The 25,775-nt window shown below is 42.4% G+C and carries 15 protein-coding genes; 6 read left to right on the plus strand and 9 right to left on the minus strand.

Features of this window, described 5'->3' with window-relative positions; all coding sequences use genetic code 11:
• Nucleotides 1-102: 102 nt before the first annotated feature.
• Nucleotides 103-3,216, minus strand: coding sequence for an LPS-assembly protein LptD (gene lptD / locus CAN34_RS00600; protein ID WP_089554001.1), 3,114 nt, complete (start codon nucleotides 3,214-3,216; stop codon nucleotides 103-105).
• 383 nt (nucleotides 3,217-3,599) lie between these two features.
• Here lptD and CAN34_RS00605 point away from each other — a divergent pair, with 383 nt between their 5' ends.
• The 3 genes from CAN34_RS00605 (at nucleotide 3,600) to CAN34_RS00615 (ending at nucleotide 5,971) form a co-directional block, all read left to right on the plus strand.
• Nucleotides 3,600-4,730: an aminoglycoside phosphotransferase family protein gene (locus tag CAN34_RS00605; RefSeq protein ID WP_254423034.1), complete on the plus strand. Its 1,131-nt coding sequence runs from the start codon at nucleotides 3,600-3,602 to the stop codon at nucleotides 4,728-4,730.
• A gap of 86 nt (nucleotides 4,731-4,816) precedes the next feature.
• A complete protein-coding gene (gene murU, locus CAN34_RS00610) occupies nucleotides 4,817-5,542 on the plus strand; it encodes an N-acetylmuramate alpha-1-phosphate uridylyltransferase MurU (RefSeq protein ID WP_089554003.1) in 726 nt (241 codons plus the stop codon).
• A gap of 72 nt (nucleotides 5,543-5,614) precedes the next feature.
• Nucleotides 5,615-5,971 (plus strand): hypothetical protein, encoded by a 357-nt coding sequence (locus tag CAN34_RS00615; RefSeq protein WP_089554004.1) that lies wholly within the window; start codon nucleotides 5,615-5,617, stop codon nucleotides 5,969-5,971.
• 351 nt (nucleotides 5,972-6,322) lie between these two features.
• Here CAN34_RS00615 and CAN34_RS14025 read toward each other — a convergent pair whose 3' ends face one another.
• From CAN34_RS14025 to CAN34_RS00650, 7 genes are all read right to left on the minus strand, one after another.
• Complete coding sequence (locus CAN34_RS14025; protein ID WP_121509209.1) at nucleotides 6,323-6,439, minus strand: DUF2474 domain-containing protein; 117 nt, start codon at nucleotides 6,437-6,439, stop codon at nucleotides 6,323-6,325.
• A 36-nt stretch (nucleotides 6,440-6,475) separates the two neighbouring features.
• Nucleotides 6,476-7,492 carry a cytochrome d ubiquinol oxidase subunit II gene (gene cydB / locus CAN34_RS00620; RefSeq protein ID WP_089554005.1) on the minus strand — a complete coding sequence of 339 codons (1,017 nt, stop codon included), beginning with the start codon at nucleotides 7,490-7,492 and terminating at the stop codon, nucleotides 6,476-6,478.
• Nucleotides 7,492-9,000, minus strand: a complete 1,509-nt coding sequence (locus CAN34_RS00625) for a cytochrome ubiquinol oxidase subunit I (RefSeq protein WP_254423035.1) — start codon at nucleotides 8,998-9,000, stop codon at nucleotides 7,492-7,494. The genes cydB and CAN34_RS00625 overlap by 1 nt, the downstream gene beginning before the upstream one ends.
• Before the next feature lie 481 nt (nucleotides 9,001-9,481).
• Nucleotides 9,482-12,001: a triacylglycerol lipase gene (locus tag CAN34_RS00630; protein ID WP_089554007.1), complete on the minus strand. Its 2,520-nt coding sequence runs from the start codon at nucleotides 11,999-12,001 to the stop codon at nucleotides 9,482-9,484.
• 394 nt (nucleotides 12,002-12,395) lie between these two features.
• Complete coding sequence (locus CAN34_RS00635) at nucleotides 12,396-13,481, minus strand: hypothetical protein (RefSeq protein WP_089554008.1); 1,086 nt, start codon at nucleotides 13,479-13,481, stop codon at nucleotides 12,396-12,398.
• Nucleotides 13,482-13,725: 244 nt separating this feature from the next.
• Nucleotides 13,726-14,364, minus strand: coding sequence for a 2-polyprenyl-3-methyl-6-methoxy-1,4-benzoquinone monooxygenase (gene coq7 / locus CAN34_RS00640; RefSeq protein ID WP_254423036.1), 639 nt, complete (start codon nucleotides 14,362-14,364; stop codon nucleotides 13,726-13,728).
• 212 nt (nucleotides 14,365-14,576) lie between these two features.
• Nucleotides 14,577-15,917: an MFS transporter gene (locus CAN34_RS00650; RefSeq protein WP_089554011.1), complete on the minus strand. Its 1,341-nt coding sequence runs from the start codon at nucleotides 15,915-15,917 to the stop codon at nucleotides 14,577-14,579.
• 472 nt (nucleotides 15,918-16,389) lie between these two features.
• Here CAN34_RS00650 and CAN34_RS00655 point away from each other — a divergent pair, with 472 nt between their 5' ends.
• Nucleotides 16,390-19,785, plus strand: coding sequence for an autotransporter assembly complex family protein (locus CAN34_RS00655; protein WP_089554012.1), 3,396 nt, complete (start codon nucleotides 16,390-16,392; stop codon nucleotides 19,783-19,785).
• A 123-nt stretch (nucleotides 19,786-19,908) separates the two neighbouring features.
• Nucleotides 19,909-24,903 (plus strand): translocation/assembly module TamB domain-containing protein, encoded by a 4,995-nt coding sequence (locus tag CAN34_RS00660; protein ID WP_089554013.1) that lies wholly within the window; start codon nucleotides 19,909-19,911, stop codon nucleotides 24,901-24,903.
• A 123-nt stretch (nucleotides 24,904-25,026) separates the two neighbouring features.
• Here CAN34_RS00660 and hemP read toward each other — a convergent pair whose 3' ends face one another.
• Complete coding sequence (gene hemP / locus CAN34_RS00665; RefSeq protein ID WP_010200173.1) at nucleotides 25,027-25,191, minus strand: hemin uptake protein HemP; 165 nt, start codon at nucleotides 25,189-25,191, stop codon at nucleotides 25,027-25,029.
• Nucleotides 25,192-25,396: 205 nt separating this feature from the next.
• On the opposite strand from hemP, the gene CAN34_RS00670 reads away from it, so the two are divergent.
• The coding region (locus CAN34_RS00670; RefSeq protein ID WP_133063010.1) for an NUDIX domain-containing protein at nucleotides 25,397-25,775 on the plus strand (379 nt) is incomplete at its 3' end.

Raw genomic sequence — 25,775 nt, forward strand, 5'->3', positions numbered from 1 at the left:
ATAATAATAATCAAGTAGCGACTTTGGTTGTTTATAATAAGGTACAAACGCTTTTATATAATACTTAATTAGCTAGCAATTAGGCTTGTTTCTGCCGCGCTATTAATCTTTCCAAGCGCTTTGGACAGGCTCAAAACCTAATACTTTATCAGCAAGTAATCGTGTTAAACGACTGCTGCCACTGCCAAGACCATTGAGTCTAATCTCTGCCATAATCGCTTGTGTGGGTTTGTCTTTAACATTTAAGTCATTATAGTAACGACGGCCATAAACGGCAAAACCAAAACAGCAATCCTCGTAATCAACACCGATTAAAGAATCGAGTATTTTATCACGATTATAATCATATTGACCTTGAGCCAATACACGCCAGTTATTATTAATGGGGAAAACCGCGGATGCTGTCAATGCAGACAGTGGTAGCTGGTTGGTATTTTCATCAGCCTGCCGCTTAACAAAACCCACATTAAATAAGCTATTATCAGATGGCTGATAACGTAGCTCAGTAGTAATATAATTTAAATCATAGCTTTTGGTAAGAGCACCACTCACGTCAACCCATACGTTATTATAAGGTTGGGTGCTGGTATCCCATACCAATCCTGAAGAAGATGAGGTAAAGACAGGTTTTTCATCTTCAAGTGTGACACGCCCATCATCGATATAAAACTGCTCTGCGATGTTACCATCAAAACGTGTCACACCCGTTGCATCGATGTAACGATAATTAATGCCAGGGGTAAAAGCATGTAAATCTTGCAGGCGGTCATGTCCTAAGAACCAGCTGTCCGAAAACAGCTGCTCGTAGTTGATAGAAGCAATACGGGTATTAAAGTTAGGAATCTCATTTTGGTCTTTGTAAGGCGAGTAGGTGTATTTTAAGCGTGGGCTAAGTAAACGATAACCGCCTAATGTATCGTCAAATGCACCAAACGGTGAGCCGGCTTGGTAAAAATGTAAACCCGCATCAATACTGGCTTGTGGTACAAATATCGACTGGTTACCATCGCCTTTATTGAGTTGGTTGTCCGCTAAGCTGTCTTCATCATAAGACGTATATAGATGCTGTAAGCTCAGTTCTGGCTTGATGTAGCCCCAAGATTTTTCGATTGGATAAGCAGCGCTGATTTTATTGTAAATACGTGCACCACTTTTCTCATTCTCAGAACCGTCATCGATGGACTTTTTAAAATAAGCCGAATCACTCACACCAGTGATATCAAAACTCTTTGCCCAAGGCAGTCGATAGTTAAGTTTGAGCTGTGGTAGACGCGAGTAAGGCTTATCTTTATCTTGTAATGGCTGTCCATTATTGTTAAAAGCATCGAGGGTTTGAAAGGTCTCGACTTTTAGCTCGCCATCGACATAATCGTTATAATAATTAAGTTGGGCACGGCGAGGAAGGTTTAAAGTATTGTCTAATAAACCTAACGTATCAAAATCGTTCAGATAGTCTGCATCAGACACATAGCTATACTTAGCATCACCGCTTAAGCGTGGAATGCTGGTCGATGACCAATAATGATCATAAAATAAGCTGCTGCGATCTTCGCCGTCATACTCTTTATCATTGGGTAAGTAGGAGCCGTTAAAAATCCCTTCGCCATAATTCTCAGTCAAATAGCGAAATTCACCTGAGAGCATCGGATTACGATTGGTATAGATATGGGTGTTAAGCGTCGCATCGTAGTTGGGTGCTAAATTGAGATAGTACGGTATATCAACTTCAAGCCCACTTTTACTTCCAAAGCTAGCACTAGGTAATAAAACCCCAGTACTGCGACGATTATCTATAGGAAAATTAAAATAAGGCAAGTAGAACACCGGCACATCAGCGATACGGAAAGTCGTATTATAGGCTTCGCCTCGGCCAGTATCGGTATCCAAGTCAATACTTTTGGCTTCAAATTGCCATTTACGATTGGTTGGTGGACAGGTGCTATACATTACCTCATCTAGCTCATATTGGCTGTCATTAGGTCGATTTAGGCGCTTGGCATAGCCGTGTGCTTGCAATTCCACACTAGCAAAGGCCACATTAGTGGCAGTTGATTGTCCGGTTTCAGTATTGTAGTTTAAGCCGTCCGCGACACCGATGAGACCGCCTTGTGTTGTCTTGTCAGTGAGGCTAGTTCTATTGTTATTTGGGGCGTTGTTTCTTTGATTATTGGTATTTTGAGCTTGAGTAGTAGACGTATTGTTTTTACCAGTAGCTTGGTCAGTAAACATCACTTTACCTTGCGCCGCAGCCACGCCTTTGCTCAAGTCCAGTACGATTTTGTCCGCTTCGATATGCTGGGTACCTTGGTCGATAATGACATTGCCTGATAGCTCGGCATAATCGACACTATCGTAATAACCATAATCTGACTCTGCAAATAGCGGCGCTTGGTTATTGGGAATACCGTTTAGATTGGGTGTTGGTTGACCATTACTAGCGCCAGTCTCATTGATAGCTCGTTGATAATTAGGGTTTTTCTTTGGATAGACCCATTGACCTTCGCAGCGTTGGGCGCTATCGACGGTGTTTGGCAGTAGCTGTAAATTTCTACCTACTGTTGGAATAGCTTGCGCTGTAGGCATCAGCGTATTCTGAATATTATCTGCTTCAGAGTCTGCCACATTGTCAGCATTGCTTACCGTTGAGGTATCAGTATCGGGAGTCAATTCATAAAATTCTGCCAAACGCATGAGGCTATCTTGAATACTCTCGTCGCTGACATCAAGTTTGCTGTTGTCAGTTTTTGGCTCAGGTGTGATGCTGTTAGTTGCTCGCGCCGTACTATTATTTGGATGACGGTCGTTGTTGGTCTCTAGTGGCTGTATAAAGGAATCATCACTATTTTCATTAATTTCAGTAACATTTAAATTGCTATTATCCAAAGGTGCGTTGCTAGTTAAAACCGTGTTATTAGCATCAGCTGCAGTATTTATTTCTTTATAGTCCGTATTCTGATTGCTCTCGCTTGGATAACTGATGTCTTGATTGATACTGTTATTGTTGTCGCTATTACTATTGCCGCTATTATTATTACCACTATTACTAGTGGAATTCGTCACGCCGTCAGTGACATAACGGCTAGAGCTATCAGCGGTCAATAGCTCAGGCGTCAGCGAATCAGTATTAGTGATAGCAGCACTCACGGTTAAGCTGGATAAGCCTAAGGCACCAAATAAAATCAAACGGATGCTTTGGTAGAGCGGAGAATATAACAAGGGCACACCTATGATTGTAGAGCCTATTGGATTGCGACATTTGGTCTATTGACCATATTTCAGCTATATTTGGCGCTTAAAAAATGAATAATAAATAATATAATCTTAAAATCTGGGACGTTTTACATATAATGACGACTAATCATAGTCAAAAAAAATCAAATCAGCTACACTAATTATCAAATTGTCAAAATTTATCAGATAACCAAGCCATTCTTGAGAGAGAGGCTGAATTTGTAGTGAGCCGCAAATATTGCCTAATGCATCAATAGATTTAAGACAGCTGCTATTGTGGGTTAAGTGCCCACTATTTTAGCAAGTATTTGCCACACTTATCACTAATTTAGTTATTTACGATTTATATTTAACCTGCGATGCCTTTTATGACCGATAAAACTATGATCGATAAAACAATGTTAGAGCCGACCGTAACTGTTACAAATACTCGCCAGCAGCAGCTAGAAACCTGGTTACAGCAAGTATTTATAGAGCAAAAATTTATTCTCGATAGCCTGCCTGGTGATGCTAGCGCGCGCCAATATCACCGTATCCAATTATTGGATAATGATGAGAATAATGCGACAAAAACAGCGCGCTATATTGTCATGGATTCTGCTGATGAACAAGATGCTTTGCAGCAGTTTATCAATGTGGCAAAGTTGATGTCACCGGCCATCAATGTCCCAACGCTGGTAGCCCAAGATGTGACAAAGGGATTTTTGGTATTACAAGATTTTGGTACGGTAGAGTTTGCGCATTTACTCGTTGATGCGACCCCTGCACAGATTAACGATTACTATCAATTGGCGATGCATACGTTAATCGCGCTACAAACGGTGCCAGTCGCGACGGCAAAATCAGATTACCAATTGCCAGACTATGATACGGCACTATTGACCCGTGAGATGGATTTATTTAGCGATTGGTTTATTCCTCATATCGGTGTAGCGCTTAATAAAACGTTATGGGAAAATCTAAAATCAGCCTTAATAAATGAGATTTTATTGCAGCCACACGTGATCGTCCATCGTGATTACCACAGCCGTAATTTAATGCAAGATCAGGCGGATAAAACGCATTTAGGGGTGATTGATTTTCAAGATGCTGTGATTGGTGCTTATAGTTATGATTTGGTGTCACTGCTTCGTGATGCTTATGTCGATTGGTCAGAGCATCAAGTGAGCTGCTGGATTCATGATTTTTGGCAATTGCAGCAGCAAGCAGGGCTCGAGACGGCAAACAGTGCAGAACAGTTTGAGAGTGATGTGAATGTGATGGGCGTACAGCGACATCTAAAGGTATTAGGCATCTTTATCAGGCTTTATGAGCGCGATGGTAAAAGTCGCTATCTAGCGGATATTCCTAAGGTTATGCGTGATTTTATTTTTGAGCTGGAATGGCTTGAAGAGTATGGTAGCCATCCTATGCAACAAACGGTTGCACCTTTTAATGAATGGTTGAGAGATACGGTACTGCCCGCATATCAGAGTAAGTTTGTGCAGCAATACATTTAATGAACGTCATTTGATAGGTTGTTATAAAGTATCGATAGTTTTCATCTTAATTTTTAATGTGATAAAAATAAGAAAAAGGAGCGGTTATGTCCGCAATAACGCAAGCAATGATTTTGGCAGCGGGTAAGGGCACGCGCCTGCGTCCGTTGACACTTGAAACACCTAAGCCCTTAGTAGAAGTTGGCGGGCAGCCGCTCATTGTCTGGCACATCAAAGCGTTACAAGCGGCTGGTATCACGGATATTACAGTTAATGCGTCTTGGCTTGCAGAAAAACTGATGGATACGTTAGGTGACGGCTCGCAATTTGGCGTGCAGTTGCATTGGTCTCTTGAAAATGATGAGCCATTAGAAACGGCTGGTGGTATTTTCAAAGCGCTACAAACGGGAAAACTACAAGATGCGCCATTTATCTTAGTCAACTCTGATGTGTGGACGACGTTTGATTTTACTAAGCTAACCACTTATGAGCTAGGCGCAGACCAGCGTGCGCATTTATTATTGATTGATAATCCAGAGCATAATAATGCTGGCGATTTTGTTATCAACAATGGCTTGGCTAGTGAGCAAGCGATCGGCGATGCTGATAAATATACTTTTGCAGGTATTAGCGTCATGTCGCCTAGAGTGGTCGATGGCTTGGTATCAGGTCAACCAGCGGCACTGGCACCATTGCTCAAGCAAGCCATGATAAAGTTCCAAATCACCGCTGAAGTGATTAAAGATAACTGGATCGATGTTGGTACGCCTGAGCGCTTGACGCAAGTAAATGAATTTATTGAAAGTAAAGGAATGGGCATAGCAAATCATTGATATAGCTAGATAATAAGGGTAAATTTAAATAAAAATAAAAACAGCGTCTAATTAACATAAGAGAGCCATCAAATGTCATATTGGTCGTTAGTTATTATGGCAGGGGTTGGCTTAGCACTGTTAATTGTGCCTACACATCTAATTATCAGTCGCTATACCAAAAAGCGGTTTTGGAAATCATTTGGCATTGCCCATCTTTTATTCATTCCCGTGGTAACTGTAATATATATATTTAGTGAGAAAGACGCACAACACCAGCTTTTTTGGCTCATACCAGCAGCTATAGATTTGCCCACTTCTTTGCTTTTTCCCCTCCTACCCCTTAATAGTATAACTGCCATTTTCCTCGCTTTTTTAACGCTAGGCACTTTGCAGTACGTCATAATTGGCTGGTTAATCGACTTGGCCTTAACTAAATCTAAAAAGTAACCTATTCCAAATAAAAAGGTTGTAATACCGATCCTAGCTTTATTGCTTGTCTGGTAAATGATAGGCTATAAACATTATTTATATACTATGGGCTATTATCGTTTAGATTATGAGGCTTAAATGAGGAAAGTTACCGCTAAACAAGGAATAAATCACTGTAAATATGAATGTCTTGATAACACTTCTAACGATTTTTAGCAAAGTTTAGCCATTTTAAGACTACTAAATATATAAAAGTGCTAATTGATGATGCGCCCTAATTTTATATAAGTAGCCTCACATAAAAAAAGCAGCGTTGATAATAATCGACGCTGCTTTTTTTATGCATACAAAGATAAATAAAAATGGCTATCAAACGCCCATTGCCAGTTTAATCAGCTGCGCAATAATAAAAATAGTCAAAAAACCTGCGAAATATAAGCCAATGAACCATGCCCATTGCGATTGTTTTTTAGTAAGATTTTTCATAATATTCTCCTGAAAGCTTAGGATATAAAATGCTGCTTAATACATATGCTCATGATCGGTTTTACCTTTAAACGTATAATAGGCAAAAGCGGTATAACTGAGGATAATCGGTAGCATGATGCCGGCACCAATTAACATAAATGATAGTGAGGTATCAGCGGCAGCCGCTTCATAAATCGTCATCTGATACGGCACGATATATGGAAAAATGGCAAAACATACGCCAATATAACCCATTAAAAATAGTGCTACCGTTAATAAGAACGGGCGATATTCACGCTCTGATGTCAAATCTTTGCGCATCAAGAAAAATAACAGCACAACGATAATTGGCATCGGTGCAAGATACAGTAGACCTGGGAAACTAAACCAGCCTTCAAGCGCATTAATATCTGAGAAGTACATAAATATCGTGACTGCAATCATTGCTACAATCAATGCAGACAACATCCAACCAGATACTTTACGTGCCCATATTTGTAGCTTATGCTCAGTTTTGATAATCAGCCACGTTGAACCGAGTAGCGCATAACCGATCATGAGTGCAATACCACAAGCGATAGAAAACGGTGTGAACCAATCAAAAGGACCGCCAGTATATAAGCGATTGCTCGCCTCTAATCCTTGAACTAAAGCACCGAGCATGATTCCTTGGAAGAAGGTTGCAACGACAGAACCGATAAAAAAGAAATAATCCCATACATAACGATGTGAAGAGGCTTTGAAACGAAATTCAAACGCCACGCCACGCATGATTAAACCGAACAGCATAAAGGTAACAGGTAGATAAAGACCGGTCATAATGATGCCATAAGCAACTGGGAATGCGGCAAACAAGCCACCGCCGCCTAATACCAACCACGTCTCATTACCATCCCAAAAAGGAGCGATAGAGTTCATCATGCGGCTACGGTTTTTATCAGAGCCAGCAAACGGGAATAAGATACCGCAGCCCAAATCAAAGCCATCGAGTAATACATAGATGAAGACTGCTAAAGCGATTAAACCGCCCCAAATGAGGGGTAAATCTAATACATCACCAAAGTTAAACATTAGCGTAATCCTCCGTCATCGACGTCATCGGCAGGCTTATCAAGATCTTTATCTGAACTGTTTTCAGATGAGTTTTGTTCCATGTTATCACTGGCGTTACTATCACCACTTAACGTGCGACCTTGACCTTCAGTGATGGAGTGCTCATAGAAATTATCATCAGCAGGGTCCTCATAAGGTTTAGGACCTTCAGCGATTAAACGAAGAATATAAAGGCTACCTGCGCCAAATACGATGATATATAGGACAATAAAGCCAATCAGTGTCGTTGCGACTTGTTGGGCAGCAACCGGAGACATGCTCTCAGCAGTACGAATCACCCCATATACTGTCCATGGCTGACGACCGGTTTCGGTAACAAACCAACCTGCAAGTAGGGCGATAAAACCAAGTGGCGTCATCATCATCCAAGCACGGTGGAACCATTTACTTTCAGGATCGAACTGTTGTTTTTTAAAGTATTTATAGAGACTAAATAGACCTACAATTACCATTAATGTACCAATAGCAACCATGACGCGGAATGACCAAAAAACAATGGGAACGTACGGTCGGTCTTCTGGTGCCCAGTTTTTAAGCCCTTTAACTTCGCCGTCTAATGAGTGGGTTAAAATTAAACCCGAGACATAAGGGATTTTAATTTCATAATGGTTTTTTTCCGCTTTTTGATCTGGAATGCCGAATAAAACCAAGGGCGCACCGCGCTCATTTTCCCACAGACCTTCCATCGCCGCTACTTTAGCTGGTTGATGCTCTAAAGTGTTTAGACCATGCATATCACCAATAAGTACCTGTGCTGGCGCGACAAAAATGGCCATCACCATTGCCATACCTAGCATGACACGACCATGTTTGCGATGTTCGATATGTTTTTTTGATTGTAGATAATAAGCACCAATACCACCGATAACAAAAGCAGTGGTCAAAAAGGCTGCGGTCATCATGTGTGCATAACGGTAAGGGAATGAGGGATTAAAAATGATTTCTAACCAATTGGTCGGATAAAGTAGACCATCCGCACCGACCATAAAACCTTGTGGCGTCTGCATAAAACTGTTGGCAGCTAATATCCAAAAACCCGATATCAGCGTACCGATAGCGACAATCGCCGTAGAGGCAAAGTGCATGCGTTTACTAACGCGTCCCCAACCAAAGAGCATGATTCCTAAGAACGACGCTTCTAAGAAAAAGGCGGTTAATACTTCATAGGCGAGTAATGGACCTATGACGTTCCCTGCTTTATCAGAGAATACCGCCCAGTTGGTACCGAATTGGTAGGACATCACCACACCCGATACCACACCCATCCCAAACACTACGGCAAATATTTTTACCCAGTGCTTATAAACTTCTGCATAAATAGGCTCACCAGTTTTAAGCCAGCGAAACTCTAAGACAGTTAGAAAGCTGGCAAGTCCGATGGAGAAAGCCGGAAAGACAATATGCCATGAAATAACAAAAGCAAATTGAATTCGCGCGAGCATCAGCGCATCAAGCTGACTGATCATAAATGTAGCGAACATAAATGGTTACCCTTATCTGTTAGCTGAATAGCGCTAGCTTCCATGATACGCTGAAGTAACTGTCCGTAACGGTCCATTAATCAGGACGATAATTGCTAGGGACAATGGCTAAGTGTTATTTAGCTATTACTGTCGTTTAGATGACATTTTAACCAAGGTAGTTTTAATCAGCACTATTTAGTTAAATTAAATAATTTATGTCCTTATAAACTATTAAATATGCATTCTATGACAGTGTTAATAATATCTACTGTTCAAGTATTATGCGCCTGACCATGCATACACGCAAGTTAGGGGAACTTCTTAATACACACCTATTAGTCATAATTTATCAACAATGTTATTTTTAAAAAAGCCATTGTTTAAGTAAGGTTATTAATAGACACATAATAGTAATCTAAAAAAACATTTTTTAATAACAATTTTCGCTATAGATTATAAGAAAGATAATACATAACTTGCTAAGTTAGTGCTGTAATTGTTGATGCAAGATACGTCGCAGAGTCAAAATCGTTTGTGGATTCTCTTGAATACTATGACCGCCATTGATGACGGTCTCCGACGCTGCATCATCAAGATGAGCGCTGGTATAGGGCACGATACCATCTGATAGACGTGAGGTTAATGCTTGGCCAATCTCTCCATCGACTGTGACGGCGGCGACAAGCGCTTTACTCGACAACTTATCTGTATCAGCGCCTGCATTATCTGTATTACTTGTATCGGTAGCTTCGATTGCACTATCGTCATCCTCTGTAATTTCTTGCGATAAATCAAGTTTGACACCCGCTGGTTGCATCTCTGCAAGACCTTTAGTGATATCGGCATCGTTATTGGCGATTATCGAATGATACGTAATACGCTTATTAATACTGATGTCTTTCGTTAATTGAATAAAAGAAGATTTATCACTTAATTGACTGGCACCATTTTGCAAATATAGCGCGCCGAAAGGGTTTTGTGCCAAGTCACCTTGGATGGCAATAGTCGCTAAATTGTCCGTGACTGTTTTTACCAAACCAACGGGTAGATAAATAATGCGGCGTAAAGCGCGGGTAAACCAACGATCGGCATAGTCAGTACCTTGAAAAGGCGAGGACAAGAATACCGCTGTGTCGACTTGTGGTAGCGCGCTTAACTCAAACCGGTTACGCAGCTCTTTATTAGTAAGCGCTTGTTTTAGCATCGCATCGACCTGACGTTGGCTACTGTTGGCCAGTAAATCCTTGTCGTCTAATGCATCCAAATTGTTTGCCAAATTATCATCAGACAGCATCATACGAGCAATGATACCGCCCATACTATGGCTGATAATGACGCTGTTTTTGCTGGAGAGGTTTTGCCCTTTAGGGTCTGTTTGCTGATAAGTCGTATTGATTAGCTTTTGAATTTGATAGCGATTTTCTAAAATAGGTAAGTTGGTTGGATAAAATATTTGCCATACTTGATAGTTATTACGTAACTTATCATCATTAAAAATATCGTTGGTTAAGTTGACCCAAGTTGCCGGACTCGAGGCCAAACCATGCAGCATAATAATCACTCGTTTATCGGGATCATAAGGCTCGAGCATAAAGAGTTTTGGCAGACTGGCTTCTTTTTGGCGGGTAATCAGGTTTAAATAGCCCACGCCGTCCAGCTGGTTTTCTGCCAGCCATAATCCATAACCGGCAGAGAAGTTGGCTGCAAGTGGGTAATCATCGCCTAAGATAGAAGCGCTTTCGCTGCGGTAAGGATTGTACAGATGTATATCGAGCTGCTCACTACTGAGGGTGTCGAGCACGCTATCGCCAGTTGGCTTAATCAGCCCCGTCATCAATAAATGTCCAGTCGGATAAATGCGTGAGCTGGCGTCACTTTCCTGTGCCTTGTCCCGTGTATTGTTGTCTATACTGCCATCACTGGCTTCTTTATTTAGTCGACCTGATAGCGAGGATACCAATAACTGACGGATAGTGGTGGTATAGCGATCGTCCAATGAAGCAACCAAGCTGATACCCAATCCGGGTCGTTTGCTGATTGAGTTGAGTCCAGACAGACGCAGCTCGTAAGTTGAGACCAAATCAGCAAGCGCTGAGGTTTGTTGATTGGCATTTTTTAGATAGTTGTTTTCGTTGGGCAAATAGACATTAAGGTTATAATTGTCTAGTTTTACCTTCATTACTTTGACTTGATCGGTAGGCTTACCGCTAAGTGGTGTTCGATTAGCAATCGCTGCTTGCTCACTGTTATCGCTGCTATTAGCCGTCGTTGGTAGATACACCACTTTTATATCGCCCATCATTCTATTGGTGCCACCTTCCGGTTGATATAGCTGGGTAATGACGTCATTGCTGGCAGCGTTATAGATGTCTTGGGTTTGGATGTCGATATCGCTTGGGATACGATTTTGCTGTTTAGTCCTGCCTTTCTCTTTATCCGCTCCTTCAAAATCATGGACTAAACTGTCATAAAACAAGTAAGTATAACTTGATTTAATGGCGTCAAATAGCTGTCCTTGATAGCTCACTAAGCATTTATTCGTTTTTTCTTTTTGTACCTTGGCAGCAGCATCGTCTAATGACGCGTTGGCATAATAAGGATCAAGTGGCGGGCGGGCAAGCGCATTTTGGCAGTCTTGCGACTTTGCCAGCTCGCGCGCTTTAGCATAGTATAGCTCCGAAAAAACCGCCAACGCTGGGCGGTAATGTTCATTGAGCATGCTGTCATTCAGCTGCGTTAGGCATAAGTCAAATTGCTGCATACAGGCTTGCTCATTAAGTCCTGCTGACAGTAAGACCGATGCAGTATCAGTGCTGAGTTTATCATCAGTAACAATATTGCCGCGCTGGGCAGAAATGGTCTTTGCGGACGCCTGTTTATTGACAGAAACGGTGCTACAAGCAGGCAATACTGCCATTACTGATACCAATGCCAATAGGGCAACAGGCTTGATGTTTTTATTGGTGGGTGTCAGCGCATTATTGACAGGGTCAGCAAAAATCATAGGTAATTCCAGTTAATAATGGTCAGAAATGCATAATTAAGTGCTTACTATATCAGCATGAGTGTAACGTAACTTTTGTGGTTCGACTATTATATTTGATGCCTTATATTCAAATATTACCAAGTTTTATTGATACATTTTGCTAAATAAAAATGAATAAAGTTTGTTCAAAATAAAAGAAATATACTCAAAATATCGTTCGATAAGGAGTTATACAGGTGTGGTCTACTTAGCGCTTATGCTAGGCAGAAAAAAGCGTCTTTTTATATATTGCCGTTGTGACAAGATAAAAAAAGACGCTAAAGTAACACTCTCAAATTATTTATGATTATAATTTGAGAGCGCTTTTTGATGGCTAACTATACGTTAGCCATTATCTTTAAGTGGATAATGTTTACATAGTTGGTTTAACATTAACATTTGGTGCTGGGATGTCCCAGATATAAAATTTGCCATCTTCTACAAGCTTGATTTGTTGACGAATGAGGGCGTTATTAGGTACTTGTTGCTCAAGGCGACGTAGACGCTCTAATGCTTTGTCACGACGATCACTTAACAAATCTGATTGTGCCAAACTTTGCTCTGCTTCGGTGTAGCCTAGACTGACTGCTTTATCGAGATATTTTTGTCCTTCTTTAAAACCGCCACCTTCTGACAACATCAAACCATATAAAAAGTTGGCTTCACCGCTATCAGGCTTAACTTTGATAGCACGATCAACATATTGTCCGCCGCGTACCGTATATTCTGACCCCAAATCCAAGTTACGACCCATACCATTCAGCTTAGCCGCACGAAGCAGTACATCATACGAGGCATTTGGCGATTTGGCATAAGGCTCAATCCAATCCGTCATTACTTTGATTTTTTCACGAGCGTTGTGACGTTGGGTGCGGTTAGGGAAGTTTGGTGGGTAGTGGCGTGCATTTGGCGATACGTCTTTAATAAAGTCATCTAATAAGCTAACGTCCAATTTATCGGTGCCAAGGCCTTTTTGTTGCGGTATCAACATCGTAGGTACAAAGCTGATATCTGACAGCTGTACTTGTGGTGTTGGGATATTTGCTAGCTGACCACCGCGCAAATCAATGCCGGTTGCAGTCATTGGTCCACGCTCATAAACCCGAGTAGTGCCTGTTAATTCAAGCTCTTGATTGGCTTGCGACTGAGCCTCGTTTAAAGGTGTACGGTTTGGTTGCACATTGCTTTGTTGTGCATTATTTACTTGAGCAGTATTAGTATTTAACTGCGCCTCAGGTTGAGGAGTACTGACGGCAGCGTTAGGTTGAGCTCGGCGAATCACGCGTTTGCTTGAATCGATTGCGCTAGGGACCGCGGCGTTAGCAGAGGCGGCCGCGGTATCGTTTTCTGCAGCATTCACAGGAGCAGGTAGCATCATGGCACATGCGGCAGCTAATGCCGTTAAGGTCGCAAATTTATGCGCTTTGTTAGAGATATTCGGTTGGCTGATTGCTTTCATAAAAATCGTTACCTTGTTTAATAGTTATGTTTAATAATTATCTTGTTTATTTGGTCGTTATTAATAAATCCATTGATGAATAGTGCTGTCGCGATAATATAGAATTGTTATAGCAAAATCGTACAAATTTTTAATACCGTAGCAAATTACTCTCAATGCTATCAGTAGTAGGATTGTTAAAAGTAAATACTGACCCATTATCTGCATCATTTATAGCAAAGAATATGGCTTGCTATATCGATGATTATAGATGATAAGCTGTGGCTTTCATTCGATTGGCCATCCAACGCATGGTATGGCGTACGGGTGGCGACAATGCTGCACCGCCATTGATGAGAGCTAACTCGCGATGATGCAATTCCTCAATATCCATTTGCGCTAATATTTCTCTTGAGCGCTGATCTTGCACCGGCAGCTGTCCAATGTGGTCTTGTAGATGCTCGCTGACTTGCGCCTCAGTTTCAGCAACAAAACCCAAACTAAACTCGTTAGAGATGGCACCTGCTACCGCCCCAAGACCAAATGACATGCCGTACCATAATGGCGTAAAAATACTGGGATGGCTGCCAAGCTCATCTAAACGGGTCTCGCACCAGACCAAATGGTCGACTTCTTCTTCAGCGGATTGCTGCATAGCTTGTTTGACATTATCATCTTTTGCCGTCAATGCTTGCCCATGATACAGCCCTTGCGCGCATACTTCGCCGGTATGATTAATACGCATCAATCCTGCAACATGACGCGCCTCAGTGATACTCAGCTCAGGAATCTCGTCACTGCTTACAGGCAGTGGACGGGTGCTAGGGTTCGAATGCGGTACGACAGCTCGCAATGCCTTGTCTACTCCAAGCAGTAATTGATCGATTTTTGATAAGGGACGCAGGGCCATGGTTCACTCCTGATGGCTTTATTTACGAAGTTTACTAAGAATATACTTTTACTATTGAATGTTTTAAAGGGTATCGACTATAACAACTTACTCACAAACATTACTATAGCAAACAATACAGATTGTCAGCATTATAATTATGCGCTCAACGTCCAACTTATAATGACAGTGGCTATCAGTACTGTGGGTTCAAATTTTCCAACGTTCTAATCGTTTCTATTAAGTTCATCATCATGAGTTTGGATGCTTGCATGCTTGATATGCTTATTCAGCTTCAGATATAAAAATATCCCGAAGGCAATATTCAGCAAGCCCGTGACTAGGAATAATTGTGGTAGTGACATCCCTAAGCTGTTTAATACGACGATAGAAAAAATCGCTGAGCTGACCATAAAAATGGCATTGAAGATATTGTTGGCACCGACGATGCGCGCCCGGTGACTTTTGGGCGCATACGCCTGCATAGACGCATATAAAGGCACGATGTATAAGCCGCCACTAAAGCCCAAAAAGAACAAGTCGATAAAGACACGCCAGCTACCAGTGATATTAAATAGCCCGCTCATGCCTATTAAAGCATCCGTACCGACATCAATAGATAACCCTGACAGTGAAAAATATAAGTCGATAGCAAAAATACTTAAACCAGCGATGCCAAAGGGTAATAGGCGTAAGCTGACCTGATTTCTGGTCAATCTTTTACATAACAATGAACCAATGGATACTCCAACTGAGAATAAGGTCAGTAGGAAAATCACCACTGACTCATCACCATGTAAGATAACTTTACTAAATTCAGGTGTTTGGGTCAAAAATGTTGCCCCATAAAACCAGAACCAGCTATTACCTAAAATGACAAAGAATAAAAACCGTAACGAATATAAGTAGCGTACGGCTGACATACTGGTAGTAAAAATATTCCAATTAATCTTTAAGTCAGGCTGCATCGCTGGCATGGTGGGTATAGATCGTGCTGCAAAATAACCTAATATCGCGACTAGTAATACCGTCACGCTAATCCAATATAGTGGCTGCGGTACTTGGGTTAGGACGCCCGCCATAATCATACCGAGTAATATAGCCAGTGACGTGCCCATTTGAAATAAGCCATTGGCACCGACCAATTCATCTTCTTTCATCGCTTGTGGTAAATAGGCGTATTTAATAGGCCCAAAAAAGGTAGATTGTGTGCCCATCAAAAATAACGCGACAAACAATAGTGTGTACCACTCAAATACAAAGCCCACTGCCGCAATCACCATAATTGACAGCTCAAGCAGCTTGGTAAAGCGGGTCAGTTTAGACTTTTCAAACTTATCAGCGATTTGTCCTGCGAGCGCTGAAAATAGGAAATAAGGCAAAATAAACAGCATCGCTGCCAAGTTATTCAAAATACTGACCTCAATCCCAAGCTGGCTAGCAGCAGTGTAGGTCAGGACTAATATCAGCGCTTGCTTAAAAATATTGTCGTTAAACGCCCCCAAAAACTGGGTAAAAAACATGGCACTAAAACGGCGGCGCTTAAATAACTGAAACTGATTGGCCATGAAAATTCCTACAGATGGGTCGCGGCTAATAAATGAGAAGGAAAACAGATAACGCAGCTGTCAATTTATCAATAAGCAATATCGATAATTATCAACGCTATCAAAAACTTATCTAAATATGACATAGGTTTTATCAATGTTAAGCCGTATAATAGCAAGGCTTTGGTAAAAATACATGCGCCCAATGCTATGATTTAATAATTAACTAAGTTATGATTTGTAAGTTTTAGCGGATAAAAGCCTGAAAGAGCAAGCGCTAGCAAGGATTTGCCAGCACTCAACACAGTTTATTGCGGGTCATCATTTAGGCGCTAATATTCAAAGTAGTGCTCAAGCGATCATGGCCCAAACGATACCAAGCAAATTCGTAAGCAAATAATCTCAGTGAACTGCGATAAGTTTATTCACCGGTAAGACTTAACAGTTGCTATCGTTAGTAACCTTGTACCGCGTGAGGTGATAGGGAATAAATATGAAATACCAGCCTTCAACGCAAGCGCGCAACTTATCGGTTATGTCACCTGATAGCTCGCGTCTTTGTTTTACCCGCACAGCGCTTTTTAGTGCCTTGACCACGAGCTTGGTCGGCTTTGGCATCGCGCCAGCCGCTTTTGCTGCTACCACTGCTGATTTGAATAGCAGCACCGTTAATAATAGCCAGCTCATCAAAAATAATGCCCTCGAGGCTCAGGCAGCAACGGCAAAAGCACCTTCTGAGTTACCGCCGCTTTCTAATGACGATAGACAGCTCGATATCGCTTTGGATGCTTTGCGCTTAAAGAAAGCTGTCGACCAAGGTATTATTGAGCAGTCCGTATTGGATGATTATAGCGAGCAAAACTTAGGCATTAAAAAGCCTAATTCAGAAAAATCAGATGAAAAGACTAACAGCAACGCTGGCACTCAATCAAATAGAAATGACTTTGATAGCGTTAACGATATCAAGGATGGTATCGATAATAATTTAAATAATGATATCGATGGTTTGGACAACAAACAAATAACTGATACTAATGAAGATTTAGTACAACAAGCCGCAGCGATACAGCAGCAAGGTTATCAAATGATGACCCCTGAAGAGATTGATCGCGAGCTGGCAGCGATGGACAGGCAGAATGCGCAAGATATAGAAGGCATTGGCAACGCTGGTAATAGCAATAATGACTTTGATGCGCCTGTAGCCACTTTAGATGACAGCACGCCGCCGATTGGGCTGGACGTGGGCTTGGATGCGACCAATATTCCAACACCGAGTAATCTAGAGACATTAGGCATTAATGAAAGCGCAGCTGAACGTGCAGAGACCGCTGAAATTATGGCACGTCCCATTAATGTCAGTGACTCTGTCAGTAGCGGCAACGCTAATCAAGCCGTTGATAATGACATTTTAGCCAATGTTAATAGTTCAAATAATGGAGAAAACGCGCTGTCAGATGGCATTGATCCTGATGATTATTTGCCCGATTATCAAAATGATACTCAGGCAGTAAGTGAAAGTATTGAGCAAGCCGAAAAGCCCAAACCAATGGCGCGTAACAAAGGCAACATCGTTAAGCGACTCTATAATCGTTTGTTTAATGCTGGCGCGATAACGCTACCGCATATCGAAACAACGATCTATTTACAACAAGCAGCGGCTGACAATGCAAGCAATAATGCTGCTAATACGAAACCAAAGTTAATTAAAGCCGATGATGATGTGCAGCCAATTAAAAACATTAAGGCGGCACTCGATGAGACCACTGTCCAATCTGTCGTTGAATTTACGGCAGCGCTACCGCGCTTACGTCAGACTGCGTTGGATGCGGCAAAAGCCGTTGGTTACTACGATGTGACCTTGCGTTTGCGCCAGCCTAATGCTGACACTATCGATGTCATCATTGAAAAATTGGGTGAACCGGTACGCGTCGATAGCCGTATTGTTGATATTCGCGGTGAAGGTAGCGAACAAGCAGAATTTGCCGCGTTAGAGAAAGACTTGCCGCCAAAAGAAGGCGATATCTTTAATCATCGCGTCTATAAAGACAGTAAATCCGCCCTTGAATCACTCAGTAATACCTACGGTTATTTCGACCAATATTGGCTAAATAAATCAGTCGATATTATCTTGCCGGATAATGCCGCTGATGTGTCGCTGGTTTATAATACCGGTGAGCGTTACCAGTTTGATGAAGTGGTATTTTTTACTTACGATGAAGAGTCGGGTACGCTGACTCGCGACCCTGAAAAGCTACCGGTTGAATTATCATTATTAAGGCAATTGCTCGACTTTAAGGCGGGTGATCCTTTTTATCGCCCAGCCGTGACCAAGTTCAGTAATGATTTGTCGTCAACCCGCTATTTTAATACCGTCAACGTTGAGTCGATTTTTCCACCAGATGAGCGCACTGAAAGTAGCACCTTAGCATTTGATAACTCACCAAATAGTAGTGGTGATAATGATACGACAAATGACGAGCTTGATATCGCCTCCGATGTTAGTGGTGCCAGTCAAAATGACAGTACTGGTAATGATGGTGTTCTTTACACCAATAGTGGAGAAAAAGTCGACGCTGCTGATATCGCAGCCATTGAGTTTGAAGCTGACGAAGAAACAGTTGAGAAGCTGCAAGCGATTAAACAAAAAGCGGAGCGCCTAAGTCGTTTGCCAAATGATCGCGTGTTAGACGAAAAAGACCAAGAATCAAATAGTATTTTAGGTAAAATCAGTGACACTATTAGTGATATCGCGCAAAAAATATTTCCCGATGAGGAAAACATACTGGCTGACGAAAACTTTGTCCCCCCTACATTGGCAGGACGTAAAACACCACAGGAAGTGTTAGAGAGTAAAAAAGTACCATTATACGTATTCGTTTCTGCTAGTAAACCACGCGACGCCCAAGTCGGTCTTGGTTATGGTACGGATACCGGTGTCCGCGCAACCGCTAAAATAGATTATAATCTGCTCAACCGTAAAGGCTATCAAGCAGGGGTGGAAACAGAAGTTTCAAGGATTACTAAAAATGTCGGTGTTTATGCGAGCCGGCCATGGAACCATCCTTTAAATGATAAGTTAGAGGCACGTTTAACTTATGAAGAAGAAGTCATTGATCAAGGTGAAGGCACTTTTGATTTGTCTACTAAAACCTTAAAAGCGGCATTAACACGTAACATCCGCCGTGAAAATGGCTGGAATCGTAGCTACTCTGCTCGCTACCGTTTAGATGAGTTAGAAACGGGTGTTGATGAGGCAGATATAGACGATCTTCCTATACGCTTTTCTTCCTCTAAACCGCGCCAGCAAGCATTATTATTTGGTTATGGCGTCAGTAAAGCTGATATGGATAGCGCAACCAATCCTACTCGCGGCATACGCCAGTATTATGCCATTGAAGCCGGTGCTGAAAAAGCACTGAGTGATACTGACTTGGCAATCGTTCGCGCTGGCGTGAGCGGTATTTATAGCTTTGGTACGGATGATAAACACCAAGTACTTGGTAGCGTCAATGCGGGTTATATTTGGGCAGATGACTTTTATGAGGTACCTTATAAATTACGCTTCTTTGCCGGTGGTGATCAAAGTATTCGTGGTTATGACTACGAAAGCTTATCGCCAATTGATAAAGGTTATCTGACGGGTGGACAAATCCTTGCGGTTGGTAGTGCAGAATATAACTATGAATTTAGACCGGGCTTTCGTGGTGCATTTTTCACCGATGTCGGTAACGCTTATGACAAAGATTTTGATACAGACACCAAAGTTGGTGTGGGTGTTGGTATCCGCTGGGCGTCGCCGGTAGGCGTTGTGCGCGTGGATGTTGCGGCTGGTGTAACAGAAGAGAGTATTCCCGTTAGGTTACATTTGTTTATCGGATCGCCTCTATAAATATTTAGTATGAGGTCGTTAGTATTAGATACTTGAGATTAATGACCTAATATATACATCAAAAACAGTGCTGTTTTTATTCTAGCGATTGCTGGTAATCATTCTTTAACGTAGTTGAGTGTCATGTTGACCAAAAATACCCTGCCTAATAAGCCTTTGGATGAAGATCCGGCACAGCGAGATGCCCGTGCAGTAAGACGATGGTACCCACTGTCTTTTTTGCTAAAACTGATGGTGCTCATTCTTATCGTGCTGGCGATTATGTTCGCCATATTTTTGTATGCGGCTGGTACTGAATCAGGTACTAAGTTTATTTTAGAGAAAATCAGTGCGGAAACGGGTATTGGGTTTAAGTATGGTCGCGGTAACCTGCGCGATGGTATTTGGGTCACTGATATCGACATCAGAGCGACCGATGATCTTGAGGTACTGGTAGATAAGGCATACGTCAAAATAGGCTGGCGCGCGGTTTTTGCCAAAGAAGTACATTTGCGCGATGCAGACATACAAACCATTGAAATTATCAATAACAAGCCGCCAACGGGCGAAGCCTTCGACTATAAAACCCTCAGTTTGCCGGTCAATCTGCGTTTTGATCAAGCAAAAGTAAAAACCATTATTTATAAACAGGTTACTAGAGATGATATCGTCATTCATGATATTACCGCGCGTGATTTAACATGGGTAGGCAGTGAAGTCACCGTTGGTCGTGGCGACCTACACTACGCCGATATTGTAAAAATCAGTGCATTAAAAGGTAATATCGATCTGCAAGGCGACTACCCGCTAGATCTTACGGCAATTGCTGAAGTCAGTGCGTTAGAGAAAGTCTACGTAGACCCGCTCAATATCACAGCAACTGGTAGCCTAAAACGTACCGTAGGCAAGGTACGTAGCCGCTATAATGACAGTGATGTGAGTGGTGATATTGTTGTACAAGGACTAGATGATGGCGCACCGTTCCAAGCCAAACTTCAGTGGGATGATATCCTTGTTCCCTATGCAGACAGTCAAAATATCCATCTAAAAAGTGGTACAGCGACGGCATCAGGCGTTATCTCTGAGATACGCTTGCGTATCAATACGGACTTGACCGCTAAAGACATTCCTTCAGGACATTATCAAGGGCGCGCAGTCATTGCCAACAGTCAACTACGCATTGATAGTCTGAATGCCGACGTTCCTGCTGGGCGTTTATTTGCGCAAGGTATTTTAGATTGGAAAAACAGCTTTGATGCCAAAGTAGTGGCAACCGGTCGTAATTTTGATATTCGCCGCGCCATTCCTAATGACTATGCAGATTTTAAAGCCTATGCGCCGCAAAAGCTTAATGGCAAGCTGTTCGTCCATTATCAACAAAAAAATACCACCGGCAATCTACAGCTTAATGCTGATTTACGGCAGCGAGATGGCGAGCATGTTAATGCTAAAATAATACAGGGTAAAACCCTAGCTAAATCTAAACAAGCCGCGCCTTGGTATATTGATGCCACGTGGCAGAATCTAGTGCGTCGTCAATTACCAAATATCGGTAATGTTGATAGTCCAAGCGGCCAGGCAAATGTCATCGTCCGTGGTTCGCGTTTGTCTGTCGATGGCAAAGCGGTTATTAATGAGCTTAATGCTGCTCCTAAAGGCAACTACGATGTGGGTATACGTAAAGCTGGCAATGTCGTCGATATCAACCGCCTAAACTATAAAGGGGTGGTAGGCGATTTATCAGGAACTGGGCAAATTCAACTGGCGAGCAAAAAGCGTCCGTTAACATGGCAGATTGATGCGCGCACCAATGGCTTACTCCCCAAAAAATATCGCAGTGACTTACCACTCGAGCGCCTAACAGGACGTATCAGCGCGCGCGGGCGCATGCTGAATATCACTAAAAACCGTGTCAAAGGACAGCGTCATATTATTAATTTTAATAATACGAATTTGCAGGCGCAACTTGATGCCACCCAAGATGGCCGTGCTATCGGTATCACGGGTGGCGGTGATGCCAGTGTCGATATTATTGGTGGTGAGCTATCTGTCTTTGATGCGCGCTTCGATGGTCAAGTCGATACCGCTGATGTGCCAAAAGGTCGTCTATCGATTGATGCGGCTGGTACGTCCAAGCTTATTCGTATTCGTAAGTTAAATTACAACGGCGAAGCAGGTGCAGTAAAAGCCAATGGTGTCATTGACTTACGTCAGGGTATTGGCTGGAACGTAGATGGTCGCTTTGATAAATTTAATTTGGGTTACTTTTTACCCAATAATGCCGCCATTATTACCGGTGATTTGAAAACCAGTGGCGTGTGGCAAAGTGCGCCAAAAAACAACACCAAGGCAACAGGCAAACTTAAAAACTTTGTCGTAAATTTTGATGGTGTTTTAGACGCTGAGCAATTGCCAGCAGGTAAACTTACTATTGATGCCAGTGGCGATGCCCAGCTGATCCGTATTAAGCGCTTCCGTCATGTGGGCGCGGCAGGCAGCATCGATGCTAAGGGTACCGTTGATGTGCGTCAAGGTATTGCTTGGGATATCGACGCGGTCATGAACCGCTTTAATTTGGGTTATTTCTTCAAAGACATACCAAGCACGATCACCGGCACCATAGATACAAATGGACGCTGGAGCGACACCCAGCAAATCATCAATATCAAACAAGTTAATTTGAATGGTATGTTAAAAGGTCGGCCGCTCAGTGCCAAAGGTAGCTTGAACGCGAAGATGCATTTGCCAAAAGACTTGGCAAGCTATTTTAAACGCTTACAGACGCAAGATGCGCAGGCACAATATAAGCAAGTTAACGCCTTAATTGATAGCTTAAACGCTGATAATTTGGTGCTGCGCTGGGGCGATAACTATATAACCGCCAACGGCAATGCCAAACAACTACAAGCCAAGATTAACATCACCAGTCTTGACCAGCTCTCAGACAAGCTTGCCGGTAAAGTGTCAGGCGGTGCTACCTTATCGCAGCCAGCAGGACAAGCGTTACCGACTATATATATCGACTTGGTCGGTGAGCGTATCTCGCTACCAGGCTTTACATTACGTCAAGGTCGTATTCATGGCAAATTGGTCAATTTGGCAAATAGCCCTAGCCAGCTTATCGTCACGGCTAAAGGTTTAGACGCGGCGGGACAAAGTTTTAAAAGCTTGGATGCCACTTTTAATGGTACTGAGCGGTCGCATGTGGTCGATCTTGATTTGGCTAATGAGGAGCTTGATATTTCTGCTAGGCTCAAAGGCGGTTTTAATCGAGATCAACTCAGCTGGTCAGGGATGATTGGTAAGGGGCAGGTCAAATCTAAATATGCGACTTTAAACCAATTACAGCCTGCGCAACTGATTGTTAATTTACCCAAAAAACAAGGTAAAAATAGCACTGATTTAAAAGTACAGTTAGCGGCACATTGCTGGCAGGCAACTGACCAAGCAGGCAAGCTATGCTTACGTAAAAACCTTATCGCTTCCGCAGCAAGTGGCCAAGTTGATTTAGCCATACAAAAAATAGATACGTCACTATTTTCAGCGTTCTTACCCAAAGATATCGATTGGCATGGCAAGATTAATGGTAAAGCTATTGTTGGCTGGCAACGCGGACGTCCACCGACTATTAATACCACGCTATATTCTGACAACGGTAAAATTGGCTTAATTCAAGATGGCGATAGTGCGCCTGTCACCTTACCTTATAAGCGTATCTCGCTCATTGCCGTGTCAGTCCCTAATGGCCTCAAAATACGCTCAGATATCAATACGGGTCGCGGTGCTCGTGGTTATGCAGAAGTCATCGTTGATCCTTATAAAACGCCTAAACCAATCTCAGGGGCGCTTGTGCTCAATGAGCTTAATTTGGCCGTTTTTAAGCCTTTCTTTCCTGGTATGCGGGTACTTGAAGGCAATATTACGATGGCAGGTGGCTTGGGCGGCACGCTAGACAAGCCGCAGTTTTATGGTGATGTAAAATTGGCTGATGGTCGTGTGGCGATGCTTGGTTTGCCGGTTAATCTAACCAAAGTGAATGCAAATGCCAAAATTCGTGGTACCCAAGCGGTTATTGATGGCAAGTTTAATAGTGGCACGGGTACTGGAACGCTCACTGGCACCGTTGATTGGCAACAAAAACTACAGGCAAAACTGAGTATCATTGGCAAGGGTTTGGTATTAACCCAGCCGCCATTATTAGTGGCTGAGGTCAATCCTGATATCGATATTATCGTGCGTCCAGGCGACCGTTATGTGAATATTACAGGAGCCGTCAGCGTGCCGTCAGCGACTATTCGTCCGCCAGAAGCCAGTGAAGACATCGTTACTCAAAGCGAAGACGTCGTTGTGCTAGACCGTCGTCTCATTGGTAATATTGATGAGGTCTTAGCCGTCTCAAAACCTTGGTCAATCAATGCTGATATCGGTATCGATTTGGGCAATGATATTAATTTCCGCGGTTTTGGTGCGGTCATTCCTCTAGCAGGGGCGATTAATATCACTCAAAATGGTACGGGCATCATGCGCGCAAAAGGTGTCGTGCAAGTATCACGTCGCACCAACATTAACGCCTTTGGTCAGAATCTAGAGCTTAACTACGGTCAAGTGCGCTTCAATGGTGATGTCATGAAGCCTAATCTCAGTATTGAAGCGGTCAAAAATATTAGTGGGAAAACAGTTGGTGTGCGTGTCAAAGGCAATACTGAAAGTCCAAATATCATCGTCTTTAATAATGCAGGGCTCACTCAGCAGCAAGCGATGAATGCTTTGATCACCGGTCGTATTAATAATAAGAGCGCCACTCAAATCAGTGAACAAGGCTTTAAGTCTCAGGTTACCAATAACTTAGCTGCTGCCGGTCTGAGTTTTGGGCTGAGTGGTACACGCAATCTAACCAACCAAATTGGACAGGCGTTTGGCTTCCAAAGCTTGACAGTTGATGCCTCAGGCAGTAGTGAAGATACCAACGTCAACGTCACTGGTTATGTGACTCCTGACTTATATATTCGCTACGGCGTGGGTGTCTTTAACGCCCAGAACAGCTTGTCTGTACGTTATCAGCTGACCCGTCGTATTTATGTTGAAGCGACATCAGCGGCAGAGAATGCGGTGGATGTGGTCTATAGCTGGCAGTTCTAAATGGTGCAGCGAGATATTTACCACTGCTGTGATTGTCACTGATAAAAAATAGCGCTTAATAATTTCATCCAATAAAAAACGCCTTTTTAGTAAAGGCGTTTTTTTGTGACAGTAGCAGTTGATTTATTTGGTTAAAATTAAGCGGTTATTACGCGTTAAGCGCAAGCGATATTCTTCACCTTCGTGTTCGATACGTACTTCTTTAGTCAAGGCAAACAGATGCTGTGATTGCAAAGTAGGCAAGCGGTTTTCGCGGCAGTTCAAATAGCGAGAGATAACCATGCTCATAATAAAATCCTTTTGATAAAATAGTAAAGTAGAAGATAGCAACAGGCAATAAGCTATTAACGATAATAATTATCATTTAGATTGATGGCTTTTGCAAGCTAATTAATAAAATAAATTACGGCGATTGTGTAAACTCATCTAACACCGTTGTTATATAGGCAATCAAGTGCAGCAATAAAACATCTGATTAGTAAAGGAAAATGTCATGGCAAGTCAAACAAATATGCCCATAAAAAAAGATTCAATAACAATAATAAATGTCGCGGTTGCTGTTATTCATTATAAAAATCAGTATTTGCTTGGGTTTAGAGACGCGTCCCAACATCAAGGTAATCGCTATGAGTTTGTCGGCGGCAAAATAGAGCACAACGAAACCGCCAAACAAGCGCTCATACGGGAAGTTGCCGAAGAGACAGGTATGGATATTAATAGTAATATCGCCGTTAAGCTTGGGCGACTGCACCACGATTACGGTGATAAGCAAGTCTGCCTACAGGTCTATCGTAATGAGATGACGGCGCTACAATACGAGCAATATAAGCATTGCAGCCATGGTCTAGAAGGTCAGGCGTTACGCTGGGTAG

It is taken from the genome of Psychrobacter sp. DAB_AL32B, assembly GCF_002224105.1.
Taxonomy (GTDB): domain Bacteria; phylum Pseudomonadota; class Gammaproteobacteria; order Pseudomonadales; family Moraxellaceae; genus Psychrobacter.

Excerpts from the sequence above, each read along its gene's own strand:
- CAN34_RS00625 (WP_254423035.1), bottom strand. The coding sequence starts at position 9,000 with ATGATCAGTCAGCTTGATGCGCTGATGCTCGCGCGAATTCAATTTGCT.
- murU (WP_089554003.1), top strand. The coding sequence starts at position 4,817 with ATGTCCGCAATAACGCAAGCAATGATTTTGGCAGCGGGTAAGGGCACG.
- CAN34_RS00660 (WP_089554013.1), top strand. The coding sequence starts at position 19,909 with ATGTTGACCAAAAATACCCTGCCTAATAAGCCTTTGGATGAAGATCCG.
- CAN34_RS00630 (WP_089554007.1), bottom strand. The coding sequence starts at position 12,001 with ATGATTTTTGCTGACCCTGTCAATAATGCGCTGACACCCACCAATAAA.
- CAN34_RS00635 (WP_089554008.1), bottom strand. The coding sequence starts at position 13,481 with ATGAAAGCAATCAGCCAACCGAATATCTCTAACAAAGCGCATAAATTT.
- CAN34_RS00615 (WP_089554004.1), top strand. The coding sequence starts at position 5,615 with ATGTCATATTGGTCGTTAGTTATTATGGCAGGGGTTGGCTTAGCACTG.
- CAN34_RS00605 (WP_254423034.1), top strand. The coding sequence starts at position 3,600 with ATGACCGATAAAACTATGATCGATAAAACAATGTTAGAGCCGACCGTA.
- hemP (WP_010200173.1), bottom strand. The coding sequence starts at position 25,191 with ATGAGCATGGTTATCTCTCGCTATTTGAACTGCCGCGAAAACCGCTTG.
- CAN34_RS14025 (WP_121509209.1), bottom strand. The coding sequence starts at position 6,439 with ATGAAAAATCTTACTAAAAAACAATCGCAATGGGCATGGTTCATTGGC.
- cydB (WP_089554005.1), bottom strand. The coding sequence starts at position 7,492 with ATGTTTAACTTTGGTGATGTATTAGATTTACCCCTCATTTGGGGCGGT.
- CAN34_RS00650 (WP_089554011.1), bottom strand. The coding sequence starts at position 15,917 with ATGGCCAATCAGTTTCAGTTATTTAAGCGCCGCCGTTTTAGTGCCATG.
- CAN34_RS00655 (WP_089554012.1), top strand. The coding sequence starts at position 16,390 with ATGAAATACCAGCCTTCAACGCAAGCGCGCAACTTATCGGTTATGTCA.